At 52.7% G+C, this 18,472-nt stretch carries 11 protein-coding genes; 5 read left to right on the top strand and 6 right to left on the bottom strand.

The annotated features are described in order from the left end of the window. Positions 1-22: 22 nt before the first annotated feature. From ccoG to BLQ88_RS21070, 6 genes are all read right to left on the bottom strand, one after another. Positions 23-1,372: a cytochrome c oxidase accessory protein CcoG gene (ccoG, locus tag BLQ88_RS21095; protein WP_090154154.1), complete on the bottom strand. Its 1,350-nt coding sequence runs from the start codon at positions 1,370-1,372 to the stop codon at positions 23-25. A gap of 7 nt (positions 1,373-1,379) precedes the next feature. Further along, complete coding sequence (locus tag BLQ88_RS21090) at positions 1,380-2,402, bottom strand: cbb3-type cytochrome c oxidase N-terminal domain-containing protein (protein ID WP_090154152.1); 1,023 nt, start codon at positions 2,400-2,402, stop codon at positions 1,380-1,382. Between the two features lie 6 nt (positions 2,403-2,408). Next, positions 2,409-4,553: a cytochrome-c oxidase, cbb3-type subunit I gene (gene ccoN, locus BLQ88_RS21085; protein ID WP_090154150.1), complete on the bottom strand. Its 2,145-nt coding sequence runs from the start codon at positions 4,551-4,553 to the stop codon at positions 2,409-2,411. A gap of 45 nt (positions 4,554-4,598) precedes the next feature. Continuing rightward, positions 4,599-4,757, bottom strand: a complete 159-nt coding sequence (ccoS, locus tag BLQ88_RS21080; RefSeq protein WP_090154148.1) for a cbb3-type cytochrome oxidase assembly protein CcoS — start codon at positions 4,755-4,757, stop codon at positions 4,599-4,601. A 71-nt stretch (positions 4,758-4,828) separates the two neighbouring features. After that, positions 4,829-7,297: a heavy metal translocating P-type ATPase gene (locus BLQ88_RS21075; RefSeq protein ID WP_229212784.1), complete on the bottom strand. Its 2,469-nt coding sequence runs from the start codon at positions 7,295-7,297 to the stop codon at positions 4,829-4,831. Between the two features lie 214 nt (positions 7,298-7,511). Next, positions 7,512-8,105 carry an OmpH/Skp family outer membrane protein gene (locus BLQ88_RS21070; protein ID WP_090154144.1) on the bottom strand — a complete coding sequence of 198 codons (594 nt, stop codon included), beginning with the start codon at positions 8,103-8,105 and terminating at the stop codon, positions 7,512-7,514. A gap of 142 nt (positions 8,106-8,247) precedes the next feature. Here BLQ88_RS21070 and BLQ88_RS21065 point away from each other — a divergent pair, with 142 nt between their 5' ends. The 5 genes from BLQ88_RS21065 (at position 8,248) to BLQ88_RS21045 (ending at position 18,429) form a co-directional block, all read left to right on the top strand. Beyond that, entirely contained in the window at positions 8,248-8,871 is a 624-nt protein-coding gene (locus tag BLQ88_RS21065) for an RNA polymerase sigma-70 factor (RefSeq protein ID WP_090154142.1), read from the top strand. Positions 8,872-8,945: 74 nt separating this feature from the next. After that, on the top strand, positions 8,946-9,914 hold the full coding sequence (locus BLQ88_RS21060; protein WP_176885052.1) for a FecR family protein: 969 nt from the start codon (positions 8,946-8,948) through the stop codon (positions 9,912-9,914). A 410-nt stretch (positions 9,915-10,324) separates the two neighbouring features. Continuing rightward, positions 10,325-13,936, top strand: a complete 3,612-nt coding sequence (locus BLQ88_RS21055) for a SusC/RagA family TonB-linked outer membrane protein (RefSeq protein ID WP_090154138.1) — start codon at positions 10,325-10,327, stop codon at positions 13,934-13,936. Between the two features lie 10 nt (positions 13,937-13,946). Next, a complete protein-coding gene (locus BLQ88_RS21050; RefSeq protein ID WP_229212783.1) occupies positions 13,947-15,551 on the top strand; it encodes a RagB/SusD family nutrient uptake outer membrane protein in 1,605 nt (534 codons plus the stop codon). A 241-nt stretch (positions 15,552-15,792) separates the two neighbouring features. Further along, positions 15,793-18,429, top strand: a complete 2,637-nt coding sequence (locus BLQ88_RS21045) for a PQQ-dependent sugar dehydrogenase (RefSeq protein WP_229212782.1) — start codon at positions 15,793-15,795, stop codon at positions 18,427-18,429. The last annotated feature ends 43 nt before the right edge of the window (positions 18,430-18,472 follow it).

The raw sequence follows: 18,472 nt of genomic DNA, 5'->3' as shown, positions 1-18,472 counted from the left end.
TCAAAAAGTAGGTTAATGGACATTATTCTTCCGGTGCCATGAATGTGGTCTCAAAACTTTCAAGCAACTGATCATCCTGCGAAACCGAGAGTTTCAGCACTGTTTTCCGGCTTCTCAATTCGGATTTCGGGATAATCACAAACACGGTTCCCTCGGACATCCCCGCCGCTTCCAGCGTCAGATCGGGTGATCCGGCGAAAAGAAGTTTACCGTGCGGGGAGTCGAGGTGCATGGAGGGTTTGATGGTGCGGTTCGTCTTGTTGAATATCTTGAATGTGTAGAGGTTGCTGATGGTGCCGTCGCCGTTCTCGATGTAGCGGCTGCCGGGTGCGCGGAAAAGGGTGGTTTGCGTATCGGTGCGGGTCGCTACCACGAACCCCAATGCCGACCAGAGCAACAGCAGTACCGCCGCATATCCCCAGGTCCGCGGGGTGATCACTTTTGCAGTCTTTTTTGCAATCGCGTTTTCGGAAGTATAGCGGATCAGGCCACGGTCAAACCCGACTTTGTCCATAATCGCGTCGCAGGCATCGATGCATGCCGTGCAATTCACACATTCCATTTGGGTACCATTTCGGATATCGATGCCGGTGGGGCATACGGCCACGCATTGGAAGCAATTGATGCAATCGCCTTCGGTGCGGTCGGTACCTTTGTGCAGCTTGCCCCTTGGCTCGCCGCGTTCGTGGTCGTAGGCGACGTTGATGGAGTTGCGGTCGAGCAGCACGCTTTGCAGGCGGCCATACGGGCACACCACCGTGCAGGCCTGCTCGCGCAGCCACGCGAAGTTCCAGTAGAATACGGCTGTGAACAGGACAATGCCGGAAAATAGCCCGATATGATCCTCAACCGGTTCCAAAATGATTTTGGATAATTCATCCGTACCCAGCACATAGGCCAGCAGCAGGTTGGCAATGGCAAAGGAAACGATCAGGAAAATGGTGTATTTCAAACCCTTTTTCAGGATTTTGTCCGCTGTCCATGGTGCTTTGTCCAGCAGTTTTTGTTTCCCGGCGTCGCCTTCGATGGCGTATTCGATTTTGCGGAAAACCATTTCCATAAAAACCGTCTGAGGGCAAGCCCAGCCGCACCACAACCGCCCGAAAACGGTAGTGAAAAGCACAATGAACACGAAAAACGAAAGCATTGTCAGCCCGAAAAGCCAGTAATCCTGCGGCCCGATGAAGATGCCGAAGAGCATGATCTTCCTTTCAATTACATTCAATAACACCAGCGGCTGCCCGCCGACCCGTACGAACGGAACGACGAACAGCAATGCGATGATGGCGATGCTGAATGCCACACGGCGGTTATGCCATTTGCCTTCGGGGCGCTGGGGATACAGGGGCCGTGTTTCGGTACTGGTTTTCATGATTCAATTAGTTCTCTGCCACGGTCTCTTCACTGAAAAGCTCGCCTTGCGGCTCCTTCGCATTGGCCGGCTTGGTACCCTTAATTGAAAGCACGAAGCTCGCCACCTTCTGGATGTCGGTAGGGGAAAGCTGTTTCTCCCAGGAGATCATTCCTTTTTCGGGTACACCATATTTAATCACCTTAAACACATTGTGAATGCCGCCGCCGTGCAGCCAGTAGTCGTCGGTGAGGTTGGGGCCTACCGAGCCGCCGCCCTCGGTACCGTGGCAAGCCGTGCATTTTTCCTGGAAAATTTTCATCCCCGCTTCCACGCCTGCTTTGTCTGTGAGGAGCGTTACGGAATTTTCGTCCATGCTGGCGCCCACTTTTTCCATGTAAGCCTTCTTATCTGCCTCGGCAGTGGCGATTTCCTTTTCGAGCTCCGCGATCTGCAAATCGCCCAGGCCGCTGAAATAGTAGGCCGAATAAACTACGGCGATGAAAATGGTGGTGTAAAACAGGAATTGCAGCCAGGGCGGCATCCGGTTGTCGAGCTCCTGGATGCCGTCGTAATCGTGACCATCGATCAGGATGTCTTTTTCGTTATGCACGGCCACGCTGATGCCCCTGAACTTGCGCCACCAATGCGTACTGAAAATGTGGTTAGGCTCCTCGTGGGAAGCATGGGCGGTTTTGTTGAGGATATTCATTGCCGACACCAGCAAAATGGCCAGCTGTATCATGATGAATACCAATGCACCAAGCAGTACGTAAAGGATCAGGTCCAGCTCGGTGATGGCGCGTACTTTTTCGGTCGTTTCCTGCGCCGATGCGGGCAATGCAACACATCCGAGCAGCAGAAGTGATAGCAGGGTCTTTTTTGCAACGCCGTCGTTGAGCGGAATGCTGCGCATTTTGTCGAGCTTCCTTTTATCCAGCCCCCACACATAAAAGAGCAGGCCGACGAAGAAAGCGAAGAATATCAGCAGGGATATGAGCGGGTAAATGCCCACACCGGCTATGGTTTCGAGGTAATTGCGGAATTTCATGAGGGGTCATTTTTTAATATCAGTTCCCATTCGTTGCATGTAAGCGATCAGTGCGATGATCTCTTTATTCGCCGCCGTTTTGATGCCGCTTTGTTTCAGGCGTTCCTGAATTTCCTTTTCCTGCTTCAAGAGATCGGCGTTGGCCTGGTGTTCGTAGCCTTTTTCGTAGGGCACGCCCAGCGTTTGCATGGCTTTGATTTTGGCCACCGTGGTGGTGGTATCGAGATCGTTTTCGAGCAGCCAACCGTAACGCGGCATGATGGAGCCGGGTGACATGCTGGTCGGATCTTCCATGTGGTTGTAATGCCAGGAATCGGGGTACTTGCCGCCTATGCGATGCAAATCCGGTCCTGTGCGTTTGGAGCCCCATTGGTGCGGGTGGTCGTATACGAATTCCCCCGATTTGGAATACTCCCCGAACCGCTCGATCTCGGAACGGAACGGACGGATCATCTGCGTGTGGCATACGTAGCAGCCTTCGCGGACGTAAATGTCGCGGCCCTGCAATTCCAGCGGCGTATAAGGCTTCACGCTCGCAATGGTTGGTACATTGGATTCGACCAGGAACGTCGGGATCATTTCGATCATCCCGCCGATCGCGACGGCTACCAGGGAGAAGATGGTTAATGCCAGGGGCTTGCGTTCCATGAGCCTGCGGTGCCAGTATTCGCTCTTCTCCGCATGCCAGATCGCATTCAGCGGCATGGCTTTGGCGGTTTCGGTGGCTACGAGCTTGCCTTTCAGCGCGGTCATCCACAGGTTATAGATCATCACCACAAAACCAACGAGGTACAACGAGCCGCCTACACCGCGGAGAAAATACAGTGGTTTGAGCGCCGTTACGGTTTCCAGGAAATTGGGGTATTTCAAAAGTCCTTCCTGTGTAAATTCCTTCCACATCGAGCTCTGTACCCAGCCGGCCCAATACATCGGGATGGTATAGAAGATAATGCCCAGCGTGCCGATCCAGAAATGGAAATTGGCGGCTTTGGGAGAATACAACGGCCGGTTATAGAGGCGCGGGAAAAGCCAGTACAGGATACCGAATGTGAGGAAGCCGTTCCACCCGAGTGCCCCCACGTGTACGTGTGCCACGATCCAGTCGGTGTAGTGGGCGATGGCGTTTACGTTTTTGAGCGAAAGCATCGGCCCTTCGAAAGTGGCCATGCCGTAAGCGGTAATGGCTACCACCATGAATTTCAGTACCACATCTTCACGTACTTTGTCCCAGGCACCGCGCAGGGTCATCAATCCGTTCATCATCCCGCCCCAGGACGGCGCAAGGAGCATGACGGAAAATACGGTGCCGAGCGTCTGCGCCCATTCGGGCAAAGCGGTGTAGAGCAAGTGGTGCGGCCCGGCCCAGATATACAGGAATATCAGCGCCCAGAAATGCACGATCGAAAGCCGGTAGGAGTAAATGGGCCGGTTAGCAGCTTTGGGCAGAAAGTAGTACATCAGCCCCAGGTAGGGCGTCGTAAGGAAAAATGCGACTGCGTTGTGCCCGTACCACCATTGCACGAGCGCGTCCTGCACGCCCGCATACACGGAGTAGCTTTTCATGAACGAGATCGGCAGCGCAATGCTGTTCACCACGTGCAGCATCGCTACTGTCACAAAAGAGGCGATGTAGAACCATACCGCGGCATAAATGTGCTCCACGCGACGGTTGATTGTCGTCATAATGATGTTGACCAATGCAGAAACCCAAACCACGGCTATGGCGATGTCCAGAGGCCATTCCAGCTCCGCATATTCTTTGGAAGTAGTAAAACCCATAGGCAGCGAAATGGCCGCGCCGAGGATAATGGCCTGCCAGGCCCAGAAATGGAAGCGGCTCAATGCCGGACTCCAGATGGGCGTCCGCAGTACGCGCGGAACGGAGTAGTAAAGTCCTGTGAAAAAGCCGTTTCCGACAAATGCGAAGATCACCGCATTGGTATGCAGTGGACGTATGCGGCTGAATGTAAGGAAAGGCAGGTCGAAATTCAGGTTCGGGAAAACCAGCTGCAAGGCGGCCAGTAAGCCCACGAGCATGCCTATAAGCCCGAACAGGATCGTGGCGATGGCGAAGTCCCGGACAATGCGGTTGTCGTATTGAAATTCATCCAACTCGACGGAGGCAAGACCGGGATGGGGAACGTTTGACATAATTCGGTGAGGATAAATGGTAAAATTCAGTTCAGATGAATGGCGTCAGTTAGTACTGCTTTTTTCGGTGTCGTCGAGCAGGATGCGTACGGAAGGCGTGTAGTCGTCGTCGTAATGCCCCTTCCGCACCGACCAGATGAATGCGCCGAGGAATCCCAGTGCCACCAGCAGACTGGCGAGAATCAGCAGATACAATGCGCTCATGATGAGGATCGGTTAGGTGAGTTTGATAATCCAAAACTACCGGCGGCACGACGGACAAAGCATGACAACCGCTACGCCCGTTTTATGACATTGGTCAGTTTTTTAAGGTGCCGCCGCGCAGCCGCATTGCTGGCGAGGGTTGTGAAAGCCACGATCGTAATGGAGCTGACGGGCATCAGTATCGCCGCAATCACGGGCGAAAGATGGCCTGTGACGGCAAACGAAAGTCCCAGTATGTTGTAGATCAATGAAATAGCAAAGCTCTGGCGGATAATGCGCTGGCCGCTGCGGGCTAATGCAATGTAGCCGGGGAGCAGGCTTAGCTGGTTTCCTTCCACAATCGCGTCGCAGGAAGGGGAGAAGTTGTTGATATCGTCCGACACCGCCAGCCCGACGTCGCTTTGGCGCAATGCACCGGCATCGTTCAGCCCATCGCCGACCATGAGTACGTGACGGCCTTCGCTTTGCAGCCCGCGTACGAAATCCAGTTTTTGCCCGGGTTTTTGGTCAAAGAGCAGCAATGCATGCTGCCCGAAAAGCGGTGCGAGTAAGTCGCGGTCGGTAGGGCGGTCGCCGGAGAGCAGGTATGTGCGGATGCCTGCCTGGTGTAATGCGGCCAGCGTTTCCGGCAGCTCCGGGCGGTATTTGCTCCGGATTGTGAAATAGCCTTTAACCACATCATCGACAGCCACATACACCCGGCTCGATTGCTGGTGACCTGCATTGTCGCGGGCCGCACCTACCCAGCCGGGAGAGCCGATTTTGACCATTCTCGCGCCCCATTGCGCAGCCATTCCCTTACCGCTGGTTTCGGAAAACCCCGTCAGCACGCGTCGGCTGGCAGGAATATCGGTCAAATGCTTCGCGATGAGCCGGCTCAGCGGGTGGGACGATTGCCCGACCAGCGTTTTGATCATCATCAGCTCTTCCCGCGTCAGGGACTCGCCGGTAAAATCGATTTCGGCGTCGTCGGGCAAGGTAATGGTACCTGTTTTGTCAAAAACGACGGCGTCGATCTGTGCCAGCCGTTCGATACTGTGGGCGTTTTTGGGATAAAAGCGGTTGCGGCTGAAAACGCTCAGCAGGTTGCCGTTCGTGAACGTAGAGGAAAGCAGCAATGCGCACGGGCAAGCGACCAGAAGGGTGGTAGTGAATGCGAGAAATGCGGTCTCAGGGTTTTTATTGACCCAAAACCATATTGCAAAAGTGATTACCGCAATGCCCAGTACTGTCAGTGAAAAGTAGCGGTTAATGCGCGAAGCCAGCGACTTGTTCGCATCGTCTTTCTCGCGTGTAAATGCTTCATTATTCCAGAGTTGCGTCAGGTAGCTTTGCGAAACCTCGCGCAGTACTTCCAGCTCGATAGCCGCCCCTTTTTGCTTGCCCCCGGCATAAATCGTATCGCCTTTGCGCCTCTCGACGGCCTGCGACTCGCCCGACACAAAACTGTAATCGATCATCGCAACGGCGCTTTGCAATACCGCATCGGCAGGGATCAGCTCTTCATTCCTGACCAGCATCCGGTCGTTTTTTCGGAGCTCGGTAATGGGTTTACGGGTTTCAGCGCCGTCGTTCAAAACGGAAATGGCGATCGGAAAGTAGGATTTATAATCGCGGTCGAATGAGACGCCGGCGTAGGTTTTGTCCTGAAAATACCTGCCCACGAGCATGAAGAACACCGCTCCGGCAAACGAATCGAGGTAGCCGGGGCCGGTTTGTGTAGCGAGCTGGTAAATGCTGATCAGGAAAACACAGCTCAATGCGAGGGCAATGGGCGCATCAATGTTCAGGTAACGCCCTTTCAGCGCCGACCAGGCCGATTTGTAAAAATCCCCAGCGCAGTACAGCAGTACCGGCATGCTCAATGCGAGGTTCAGGACACCGAAAAGCGTGCGGAGATTCTGGTCGGAAGTATTTTGTCCCAAATGGAAATACTCGGGAAAGCTCAGCATCATGATGTTCCCGAATGCAAAGCCCGCGATCCCGATTTTGTAAAGCCGCGTCCGGTTCCATTTGCCCGCTTTTTTGCCCGAAAGATCGTCCATGCTCAGGTAGGGCTCGTACCCGATGCGCGTGAGGAGCGCCGCGAGGTCGCTCAGCCGCAGCGCCCCCGCGTTGAACGTAATTCTCGCCTTTTTCTCCGGAAAGTTCACCACCGAGCTCCGTACCGCCGGGTTAAGGCGATAGAGATGTTCGAGCAGCCAGATGCACGAGCTGCAATGCATTTTCGGCAGGTACCAGTATACGGTAGTGAGGCGCCCATCCGTGAACTCGATCATTTTCCCGGAAACATCGGGTTGGTCGAGGTGATCGTACTTGCCCTTGTAGAATGTCGGGTCCGGCGAAATGCCCTGGGCGGCTTCGATGGCGTAATACTGACAAAGATCACTTTCTTTCAGCAGGCTGTAAACGGTCACGCAGCCGTCGCAGCAGAAATCATGGTCGTCGGCATGCAGTACCTCATCGCGGCAATCCTCGCCGCAATGGTAACAAACATGCTTTGTATCGGGAATGGCCTCCGGGGCCGTCAATATGCTCATGGTCATGGTCTGGATTAAACCTTGTCCAAAATTGGCGCATACGACGGCTGGAACGGCTGACGGAAAGGAGTGGGGAAAACTGACTTTGGTCAGGAATTGAGTAGCCGAGTCAATACTACTAGTGTACTCTCCGTCAGTTAAAACTGACGGTATCAGATAATAGCTGCAAATCCTTTACCGTCGGTTTCAACCGACGGTAAAGGAAATAGTTTTTCTACTTTTTTAGGAGTTGCGGCAGCCCCACTTTCCTGGTCGAAGCCGCCGCGGCATTGATGCCAAGGTTCTTCATAATGTCGGACGTGAGGTTCGAGGTGGTGTCGCGGGCGTAGAGGACCACGGGCCAGAGGTCACCGCCGTTGGGGTTGAGATCCATGCGGAGGAGGAATGCGTAGCCTTTCTGGCGGCCGGCGAAGATGATGGCCTCATTGACTTTTTGTTTGATGGGATCAAACTTTTTGGAATAATAGTCACGGAGCTGCGCCATGGAATTGGTCTCGAAATCTTCGTAGGATTTTTTCAGGTTTTCTAGCTCGATGGCTTTATCGCGCAAAATGGCCTGATCGGCCTTGCTGGCAACGAGTTTGTCGAAAGCGTCCGATTTCAGTTTGAACTCTTCGTATTTCCCTTTCAGAATTTTGTCGTACTGATCGCTTTTAATGACGATTTCCTCATTCAGCTTCTTGAATTCGGGCATGTTTTCCAGGATATGTTGCTGGTCGACGTAGCCGATCTTCTGGTCGGGGGATTGCGCAAAACTGGCCGAGGTGCAGCACAGTACCATCAGAAAAAGTACAGATAATGTTCTCATTTTGAAAGGTTTGTTTAAGATGCATAATGTCTCAACAACGGTTACATAAGAAATCTGTTGTCTTAAAAATTGTTAAAAAATGAGATCGCTTAAAACAACTCCCCAAAACTTACCGTCGGTTTTAACCGACGGATAACCGAACTTGCGGGCCTCTAAACCCGATCCGATCATCGTTCCCGAAAACCCAGATAGCGCCGACGCCACTTTACTCGCCCATATGCGAACGGGCGACAGCGACGCTTTTGCCGCATTGTACCGCAAATACTGGCGCCGGCTCTTCGACGCCGCATACCGCCGGCTCCTGTTACGGGAGGAATGTGAGGAGATTATCCAGGAGATTTTCACCGATCTCTGGACCAAACGCGAGACGTTGCTGATATCGGTTTCGCTGGAAGCCTACCTGTTCGGCGCGTCGCGGTATAGCATCTATAACCACATTCGTTCCCGCAAAATCAGGGAAGCTTACCTCGAACATTGGCTGAAAACACCCGGTGAAGAAGGTAATTACATCGAAGACCGCCTGCATTACGAGGAGCTCGCCAGTGCATTGGAAAAGAGCATTGAAAACCTGCCCGAAAAATTGCGGAAAGTATATGTGCTGAGCAGGAAGGAGCATCTTACTTATAAGGAAATCGCCGAGCAGGAGCAAATTCCGGTGGATACCGTCGAAAAGCAAATGGGAAGGGCGCTCAAAATCCTGCGCGACAACCTGAAAGAATTTGCCTGGGCGTGGCTTGTGCTGGCATTGTGGGATTTATATCGGTAGTAAAAAAACGCCTGAGAATGGCGGTAACCGCGCCGGAATGTTACTCTATTAAAAGCGAAGAAGCATATAGACGAATGGACAAAGATCGCTTGCAGTACTTATTGGAACAAGACAAAAACGGGCAGAACTCGCCCGAAGAGGCCGCTGAGCTTGAAGCGTGGTACCTTTCGGCCGAATCTCGGCCTGCTTTTACGGAAAGCCTTTCGGCCGACGGACTGTCTGCATTGGAGGGTAAAATCTTCGCGCGCATCGAAGCAGCGCAGCCGGTGCCGCAGGAATGGAATGTGCCGTCTGTCAATAGGTCTGGCTGGTTCAATTGGCGTGGCATCGCGGCGGCGGTGTTGCTGCTGGTCGTTGCCGGCATTGGGATGTATATGTTTCAGCGGCAAAATGGTCGCATTGTTGAAAGGACCGCTTTCGGCGAAACGCGTGTGCTGACATTGCCCGACGGCTCGGAAGTGACGCTCAACGGCAACTCGGTGCTTTCCTATGATAGGGAATGGCCGGAGTTGCGCGAGGTCAAGCTGGAAGGTGAGGGGTATTTCAAAGTGGTTCATACCAAAGATCACCGGAAGTTCCGTGTGCGCACGGGCGACGATTTCAGTCTGGATGTACTTGGTACTCAATTTAATATAAGCAAACGCGAAAGCGGAACGCGGATCGTCCTTGACGAGGGGAAGGTACGGTGTAACCTGGGCGATTCAGAAAGGGATACATTGGTGCTCAAACCGGGGGAAATGATTCGCTTCACTAAAAAACCTACCGACTACCAGCGCGAACGTGTTGAAACAGGGCGCTATTCCGCCTGGAAGGAGCATAAGCTGGTTTTCAAAAATACTTCACTCAGGGAGGTCGCGGCGATATTGCAGGACACTTATGGCCTGGAAACAGAAGCCGGTAACCCCGAATTGCTCGATCGCCAGATATCCGGCTCCGTACCGACAGACAATGTGGAGCTGCTCCTGGAAGGCATCGCCGAGGCATCGGCCGTCACCATTTCCCGGGATGGCAATCAAATCGTGATTGCGCCGAGAGCGGAATAGGACGGGAGTTGGGAGTTCAGAGTTTAGAGTTTAGAGTTGAAAGTTTGGAGTTCAGGGTTCAAAGTCCAGAGTTTAAAGTCCAGAGTTTAGGGTTGAAAGTTTGGAGGTCAGGGTTCAAAGTACGGCATTGATGAGTCGGTAAGTTGATTCTGGAAGCATTTCATAGCGTATGTTTAGTTTATAATTTAATTTATTAACTAACTAATAAATTAAATTTTATATATTAATAAATAGCAAATGAATAACGCCTGATCTCTTGAATAAGACTGTTTAAAGAATTTTAAAAAAAAGTTACGCCTTACATGGCGGTAGGCCGAATGAAACGGTACTCTATGTTCAGAATCGCGAAATAATGTGGTACGCGTTCGCATTTTGGCCATTTAAACTAAACCTGTTAAACGTTTTCGCCTATGAAACGACTGATCACTACCCTTAACCTGATCGCATTATGCTGCTGCGCCGTCCCGATCACGCAGGCGCAGACCGTCGCGTTGTCGAGCGCGGATGGAAGCACCCGCAATGGCCCGTCCCCGGGTCGGGTCACGCCGGATGGCATCGCTCCTGAGAAGGCCGCACCCGGCAGCCATGCAAACCCGCGCCAGGCGGTGACCCTGGAATCCAGGCTGCGTGAGCTGGAAAAACAGTTCAATGTTTCTTTTTTGTACAACTCCGGCTATGTCAATGGCAAAACCGTGAAGGAGTCCGGGAAGCTGGGCGCGCGTCAAACGGGTTCGTTGGAAAATTCGTTGCGTAAAATTCTGGAACCGAACAATCTGGCTTTCAAGAAACTACGGGACAATTTCTATGTGATCTATATTAAGGACGAAACGACCGAAAAAGAGAGCGAACGATCGGATGCGGAGCAGAAAACATCATCGCAACAGCAACCGACCGGCCAATTACAGTCGACTCAGCCGGTGAGCACGCTCGCTTCGCTATTGAAAGGGGTGTCGGAAAGGAAGGTAACCCAGGTAGCACTTACGGTTTCGGGCGTGGTGGCGGATGCTGTATCCGGCGAGCCGTTGCCCGGTGCGAGCGTGATTGTAAAAGGTTCTGGCACAGGCACTACTGCCAATGGTGAAGGGCGTTACGAGCTCCCGAATGTGCCCGAGAATGCCACGCTGGTCTTTTCGTTTATCGGCTACCTTTCGGCCGAAACGCTTGTCGAGAACCGCTCGGTGGTCGATATGAAGCTTTCGACGGATTCTAAATCGCTTTCGGAGGTGGTGGTGGTCGGGTATGGTACCGTCAATAAAAAGGATGTGACCGGCTCGGTAGCGTCGATCGGAGGTGACGAGATCCGGAATATGCCCGTACGCTCGGCGGCGGATGCATTGCAGGGTAAAGCCGCGGGCGTAATGGTGACACAGTCGAGCGGGAGCCCGGGTTCCGCGGGCGTTGTACGTATACGGGGCATCGGTTCGATCAACAACTCCAATGAGCCGCTTTACATCGTCGACGGCTTGCCGCAAACCGGCATCGGGTGGCTGAATCCGAACGATATTGAGACGATGGACATTCACAAAGATGCCTCTGCCGCAGCCATTTACGGTTCGCGGGCATCGAATGGCCTGGTGATCATCACCACTAAAAAAGGCTCCAAGTCGGAATCGATGAGCGTTTCATTCGATAGCTACTATGGCTTGCAGTCGCCCTGGAAGCGGTCGCATATGCTTAATGCAGAGGAATTTATCGATTACAAGAACCGCGCGGCGGAAGCGGTAGGCGTCACCCCGCCGATTTCGCCGGATATGAAAGCGCAGGCGCTCAATTTCGTGCGCACCAACACCGGTCCCGATGGTACGGACTGGTGGAAGCAGATCATCCACGAAAATGCACCCGTGCAGAGCTACAACATCACCGTTTCCGGCGGCAGCAAAAAGGTCGATTTTGCGTCGGCATTGGGTTATGTGGATCAGAAAGGCATTGTGCGCGGTTCGGACTATCGCCGGATTTCGTGGCGCAACAACGTCAATGCGGATATCAACGACCGCGTACGCCTGGGCAGCAATATCGCCGTGGTGTACGAAAGCCGCCGCAATATCGATGAGAACAATCCTTATTCCGGGACGATTTTCAGCGCCATGACCGCCGACCCGATCACGCCCGTTTACCGTGATAACCTGCGTGACATCCCTTCTTTTTACCAAACCATCATGCAGGGCTATGACGCCAGCAACCCGTTTTCGCGCTATGCGGGTGTGTTATATTCCAATAAGCCGAACCCGGTTGGGCAGATCGAGCGCATGCGCCAGAGCATTTGGGAAGGTATCAGTCTGAAAGGCGGTGCGAACCTGGAAGTCAAGATTTTTGAACCACTCAAATTCCGCAGCAACTTTGGTCTGGACGTTCACAGGGGCCTTTCCAAAGGTTTTACACCGCAATATTACCTCAATGGCTATGATTACGCGACCTACAACACGGTCAGCAACTATTCCTATTGGTCCAATTACTTCCTTTGGGAAAATACCCTGGCATTCGACCAGGTATGGGGCCAGCATCGCCTGAATGTGCTCGCGGGCACGTCGGCCGAGCTCACGAAAGGATTGGAGTATGGTGCTTCGAAGCAGGGAATCGTTAATAATGAAGAAGATATGCGCATTATCAACTCCGCTACGATCAATCCGGGCGCATCGGGTTATACTTATTCGAATGCATTGAATTCCTATTTTGGCCGGGTAAGCTACTCGTTCGGAGGGAAATATGTGTTGACGGCCAACGTGCGCCGCGACGGTACTTCGAGGTTTGCGAAGGATTACCGCTGGGGTACCTTCCCGTCGGTTTCGGCAGCCTGGAACTTTACAAACGAGGCGTTTTTCAAAGATTCGGGGCTGAAATGGCTCTCGGAAGGCAAGCTGCGGGCGAGTTATGGGCAAATCGGTAACCAGAATGTCGCGAACGGCGCGTATTTATCGACCTACGCCAATAACAACCGCTACCTTTTCGGCGACAACAAAACCTGGTACATGGGCGCCGGCCGCAATAGCATTGGCAACCCGATCCTGCAATGGGAGACTTCCAACCAGACCGATATCGGCGTAGACCTTGCGTTTTTGAATAACAAACTGACGCTCACTGCCGATTATTTCAAAAAGGCAGTCGACAATATGCTGCTTATCGTGCCGCTGCCGACCACCTTGGGTTATCCCAATTTCCCCTGGTCGAATGCCGGGAAAATGGTGAACAAAGGGTGGGATTTTGCTATCGGTTATGATGATGAAGTGGCTGGTTTTCAGTATGGTATCAAGACTACATTGTCGACATTTACCAATAAAGTAACCACGCTGGGCGGCGGAGAACCGATCTATTCGACTGCGCATTTGGGCGAAACTATCACCAAAACGGAGGAAGGAATGCCCGTGGGCTATTATTTCGGATGGCAAACCGACGGTATTTTCCAGACGGCGGACGAAGTCAACGCAAGCGCGCAGAAAGGCCTTTCGACACCCGGCGATATCCGCTTCAAAAACATCAATGGCGACCAGCTGATCAATGCAGACGACCGGACGAAAATTGGTAACCCATGGCCCGACTTCATTTACGGACTGACTGTCAATGCGGCCTACAAAGGGTTCGATATCAGTGCATTCGTGCAGGGCTCGCAGGGGAATGATGTGATGAATATTCTCCGCTACGACACCGAGGCCGGAACGGGCTGGTACAATGCGCCGAAGGGTTTCCTGGAAAGAGCATGGAACGGGCCGGGCAGTACCAACGAATACTACAAAATTTCGCAAAATGCCGGCCTGAACACCAATGTATCCCAATATTTCGTGGAGGACGGTTCGTACCTGCGTATGAAGAACTTGCAGCTCGGTTACAGCCTGCCAACAGGTTTGCTGCAAAAGGCGAAAATCAAACAGGTAAGGTTCTACGTCGGTGCGCAAAACATGTTCACGATCACCAAATACAGCGGCCTCGATCCGGAAATGGGTTCGACGGACCCGAAGCTGACCGGGATCGATCAGGGATACTTCCCGCAGGCGCGCACATGGATGTTTGGTATCAATGCAAAATTCTAAAATATTCACTATGAAAAAGTTATCGATATTAATGTTGGCGTCGTGCCTGCTGCTGCTCGGAACTTCCTGCTCCGACGATTTCCTCGATCGCACGCCGCCGGGCAACCTTACCGACGAGACATTCTATAAATCGCCCGATGCCGGCTTCAAGTCGCTGGTAACTTGCTATCGTGGTTTTGTGAGTAACTTCTGGGGCTATGAAGCCGCCCGCGCCGAGCTCGGCAATATGGCCACAGACGATGCCGACAAAGGCGGTTCCGACGCCGGAGACCGCCCTTTTGTGACCGACCTGGGTTTCGGCCGCACGATTTCTTCGAACGAAACGCTGGCTGGTTACTGGACAGCCCGGTACAGTGCGATCGGGAATTGTAATGTAGCATTGGAGCGGCTGCCCGAAGCCAGCCTCATCGATGCCGGCGGTGCGCCGCTGGACCCTGTGCAAAAGAGCCGCTACCTTGCTGAAATCCGCTTTCTAAGGGCATTTTTCTACTTCGAACTCGCGGAAGTTTTCGGTGGCGTGCCGCTGGTGACGAAAACGCTGACCGTCGAGGATCGTACCAAACTGAATCGTGCTACTGCGAAGGAAGTCTTCCAATTTATTGAAGCTGAGCTTACTGCGGCAGCCAATGACCCGGCAATGCTTTCGGCGAAGAGTTTGCAGGCCTCGGAAGTTGGTAGGGCTACGCGTGAGGCTACGTGGGCATTGCTGGCCAGGGTTTACCTGTTTTTTGCCAAAGACGATGCCGCGCTTTTTGAGAAGGCACGCGACGCCGCTAAAAAAGTGATCGATTCGGGTGCGTATGCATTACACCCTCAGTTTCAGGAGATTTTCCTAGAAAATGGGTATAAGACCAAAGAGGCGGTGTTTTCCATTATTATGGGCGACGATCCGGCCATTCCGATAGTGGGTAGTACCATTAATGTGTATTGTTCGCCACGTGGAGCAACCGGCGGCTGGGGTTTCGATCTGCCTACGCAAGACCTTGTGAATGAGTTCGAAGAGGGCGATTCACGCCAGCTGTACACGGTTTTGCAATCGGGTGACCAGTTTCCGAAGCTGAATGGAACAAAAGAGGTACTCGACTTTTCTACCTACCCGAATACCGGCTACCACAGCCGCAAAGTGTATTTGCCCGAGTCGCGCCGGGGGCAGGGATGGGGCAACGACGCCTGGACCTATCATCCGATCCGCTACGCCGATGTGCTGCTCATGTACGCGGAGGCATTGGTCGAAAGCGGCGGGGACAAGGCCGAAGCGGCAAACTACATTAACCAGGTGCGCAAACGGGCGTCCGGCTCGTCGAGGAAGGACGTCGAAGCGGCATCGAGGGTTTTGAAAGTAGCTGAAAAACAGCTGCCCGACGTCAAGGCGAGCGACGACCTGAGAAAGGCGGTGCGGCACGAAAGACGCGTGGAGCTGGCAATGGAATACCACCGACTGTTCGATCTGATGCGTTGGAATGCGTTGGTGCCGACGATGAAAGCTTACGCCGCAAAACCCGGCTCGAATGGCAAAGGCGGCAATTTCACAGCAGGAAAAAACGAAGTATTCCCGATCCCGCAAGTAGAGATCGATCGTTCAGGCGGCTCGATTGCGCAGAATGCGAATTATTGAGTTGAAAGTCGATGAGTCGATGAGTTGATGAGTTAATAAGTGAGTGAGTTAAGATCGAAAAATGCACTCTAAACTTTGAACTCATCAACTCATAAACTAATTAGAAAATTAATTTTTACATAACGCTACATTTCCTAAACCATTTTATTAAGTTTATCGAGTGGAAAAATTGAAATCTTTCTTGGGTCTTGTGCTTGCCGGGGGGCTTTGTCTGGCTTCGGTGAGTCGGCATGATAAACCTTTGTTTCGCGATGTCGACCATGCCGGAGCGGTCCGCGTTGGCAGTGTTTCGGATGGGCCGGATTCGAGCCGGTTTACGTATACGAAACTCGTATCAGGACTGGACGAGCCCATGGAAATGGCGATCCTGCCGAACTACGACCTCGTGATCGCCGAGCGGAAGGGGGCGGTGCGGTATTTTAACAACGCTACCAAAGAGCTCTCGACGATCGCGCAGTTCAATGTTTTCAGCGGCATCGAGGACGGCCTGCTCGGCGTGGCGGCTGACCCGGATTTCAAGAATAATAACTGGATTTACTTCTATTATGGTGTCGGCGGCGAGAAGAGCGTCAGTCACCTGGCGCGCTTCGAGCTGAAAGGGCAAAATCTGAATCAGGATTCGAGAAAAGTACTCCTGGAAGTGCCGACCCAACGCAAATATTGCTGCCATTCTGCCGGTTACCTTACATTTTCGGACGGGCTGCTGTACTTATCAATCGGTGATAATACCAATGCGGAGGAAATCGAGGGCCATACGCCCATCGACGAGCGTCCCGGCCGCGAACTTTCGGACGATCAGGCTGCGACGGCCAATAGTAATGATTACCGGGGCAAAATCCTGCGCATCAAGCCGGAAGCGGATGGTACTTACAGCATTCCGGAAGGCAACCTGTTTCCAAAAGACGGGTCGCAAGGCAAGCCGGAAATTTACGCCATGGGCGTGCGAAACCCGTTCCGCATTTCCGTCGATCCTAAAACCAAATATTTGTATTGGGGCGACGTAGGCCCGGATACAGAGGTGCCGGGGAGCGAAGGGAAAATGAGTTACGACGAAATTAACCAGGCCCGCAAACCCGGCTTCTTCGGCTATCCTTACTTTTTGGGTGATAATGAGGTGTTCCCGGATTACGATTTTGCCACTAAAAAAGAAGGTCCGGGAAAAGACCCGCAAAAGCCGGTCAACGACTCGCCGCATAACACGGGCATTCGCGAATTGCCGCCTGCGCAGCCTGCATTCATCTGGTACGGGAAAGGTCCTTCGAAGAAATACCCGCTGGTGGGCAAAGGCGGTGCCAGCGCCATGGCCGGGCCGGTGTATTACAGCGATTTGTACCCGAATGCACCGTACAAACTGCCCGAATATTACAATGGAAAGCTGTTCATTTTTGAATGGATCCGTAAATGGATCATGGCGGTAACGATGGATGCCAACGGCAACTATGTAAGTATGGAGCCATTTCTGCCGCAGCTGAAAGTGGTGGCGCCGATCGGTATGCAGATCGCGCCGGACGGGGCCATTTACCTGCTCGCTTATGGTACCAACTGGTTTGCCCGCAATACCGATTCAGGCATTATCCGCGTCGAATATGCCGAAGGTAACCGCAACCCGATCGCGGCTGTCACGACAGGGAAAACCATCGGCGCGGCGCCATTTACGACAACGCTTTCAGCCAAAGGTTCAAAGGATTACGATGCTTCCGACAAGCTGACTTACGAATGGAAGATCGGTTCAAAAAAGCTGACGGGCGAGGAGATTAAGCATACTTTTACAAAACCCGGCACTTACAATGTGGTACTCACCGTTTCCGATCAGAATGGCGGCAAGGGCACCGCTACCACTGAATTCAAGATCGGCAACACGCCGCCGGATGTGAAGATCGAGACGAAGGCGAACCGCAGCTTTTATTGGGATAATTCCCCATTTGATTACAACATTAAAGTGACCGACAAAGAAGACGGTAAGATCGATCGCGCCAAAATTCACACGGGTTTCAATTACCTGGCATTTGGAAAAGATCTGGCCGGGGCATTGTCGGGCTCGGAAGGAGAGAATGTCCGGTATGCCGCGACAGCCAAATTGTATGCTTCGCTGGACTGCAAGGCTTGCCACACGCTGGAAACCAAATCGATAGGGCCGGCATTGAAGGATATTTCCAAAAAATACACGGATGATGCGGGCGCGCAGGACATGCTCGCGCGCAAGATCATCAGCGGCGGGAGTGGCAACTGGGGCTCTTACCCGATGCCCCCACATGCCGATCTGCCCGAAAAAGATGCGAAGGAAATAGCAGGTTATATACTTTCATTAAGCAAAAATGCGGCGCAAACGCCGCTTTTTGCCCAGCTGAAATTGACGGAGCACATGGGTAAGGGTAATGAAGGTGCGTACGTTTTGCAGGCTTCGTATACCGACAAGGGGGCGAATGGCATTAGTCCGCAAAAGACGGCAAGCCACATCGTGCTGCGTAATCCGCTGGTACAAATGGAGGATTACCAGGAAGGAAATGTAGGCGTGGTGATCGCTACGCAAAACACGGGCTATGTGTCCTACATCGCCAACATTACCAACGGAAAATATACGCGATTCAACCAGATCGACCTTTCGCGTATCAGAAACATTCGGTTGCGTATTCAGGAGCATGGCGCCGGCGGGACGATCGAGTTGCGGCAGGGCGGGAGGGAAGGGCAGTTGCTGGGTAAAGTCGATGTTCCCGGCGGACGGCTGAATGACCTTAAAACCGGTTGGAAGGAAGTATTGTTGCCTGTGAATGGGGACAATGGCGTCCATGACCTCTATCTGGTTTTCAGGAATGAAAAGGTCAAAGCCCCGATGTTCCATATCGACTGGATGTATTTTGAAAATGATTTTAATCCCTGACCTTTTATAAATCAGGACTATTCCTGACCCTTAACCTAACCTT

Origin of the sequence: Dyadobacter soli, assembly GCF_900101885.1 — a bacterium.
GTDB classification, from domain to species: Bacteria; Bacteroidota; Bacteroidia; order Cytophagales; family Spirosomataceae; genus Dyadobacter; species Dyadobacter soli.
Note: the sequence above shows the minus strand (reverse complement) of the source record. Positions and strands in the feature narration are given on the sequence as shown.

Excerpts from the sequence above, each read along its gene's own strand:
- ccoG (WP_090154154.1), bottom strand. The coding sequence starts at position 1,372 with ATGAAAACCAGTACCGAAACACGGCCCCTGTATCCCCAGCGCCCCGAA.
- BLQ88_RS21090 (WP_090154152.1), bottom strand. The coding sequence starts at position 2,402 with ATGAAATTCCGCAATTACCTCGAAACCATAGCCGGTGTGGGCATTTAC.
- ccoN (WP_090154150.1), bottom strand. The coding sequence starts at position 4,553 with ATGTCAAACGTTCCCCATCCCGGTCTTGCCTCCGTCGAGTTGGATGAA.
- ccoS (WP_090154148.1), bottom strand. The coding sequence starts at position 4,757 with ATGAGCGCATTGTATCTGCTGATTCTCGCCAGTCTGCTGGTGGCACTG.
- BLQ88_RS21075 (WP_229212784.1), bottom strand. The coding sequence starts at position 7,297 with ATGAGCATATTGACGGCCCCGGAGGCCATTCCCGATACAAAGCATGTT.
- BLQ88_RS21070 (WP_090154144.1), bottom strand. The coding sequence starts at position 8,105 with ATGAGAACATTATCTGTACTTTTTCTGATGGTACTGTGCTGCACCTCG.
- BLQ88_RS21060 (WP_176885052.1), top strand. The coding sequence starts at position 8,946 with ATGGACAAAGATCGCTTGCAGTACTTATTGGAACAAGACAAAAACGGG.
- BLQ88_RS21055 (WP_090154138.1), top strand. The coding sequence starts at position 10,325 with ATGAAACGACTGATCACTACCCTTAACCTGATCGCATTATGCTGCTGC.
- BLQ88_RS21050 (WP_229212783.1), top strand. The coding sequence starts at position 13,947 with ATGAAAAAGTTATCGATATTAATGTTGGCGTCGTGCCTGCTGCTGCTC.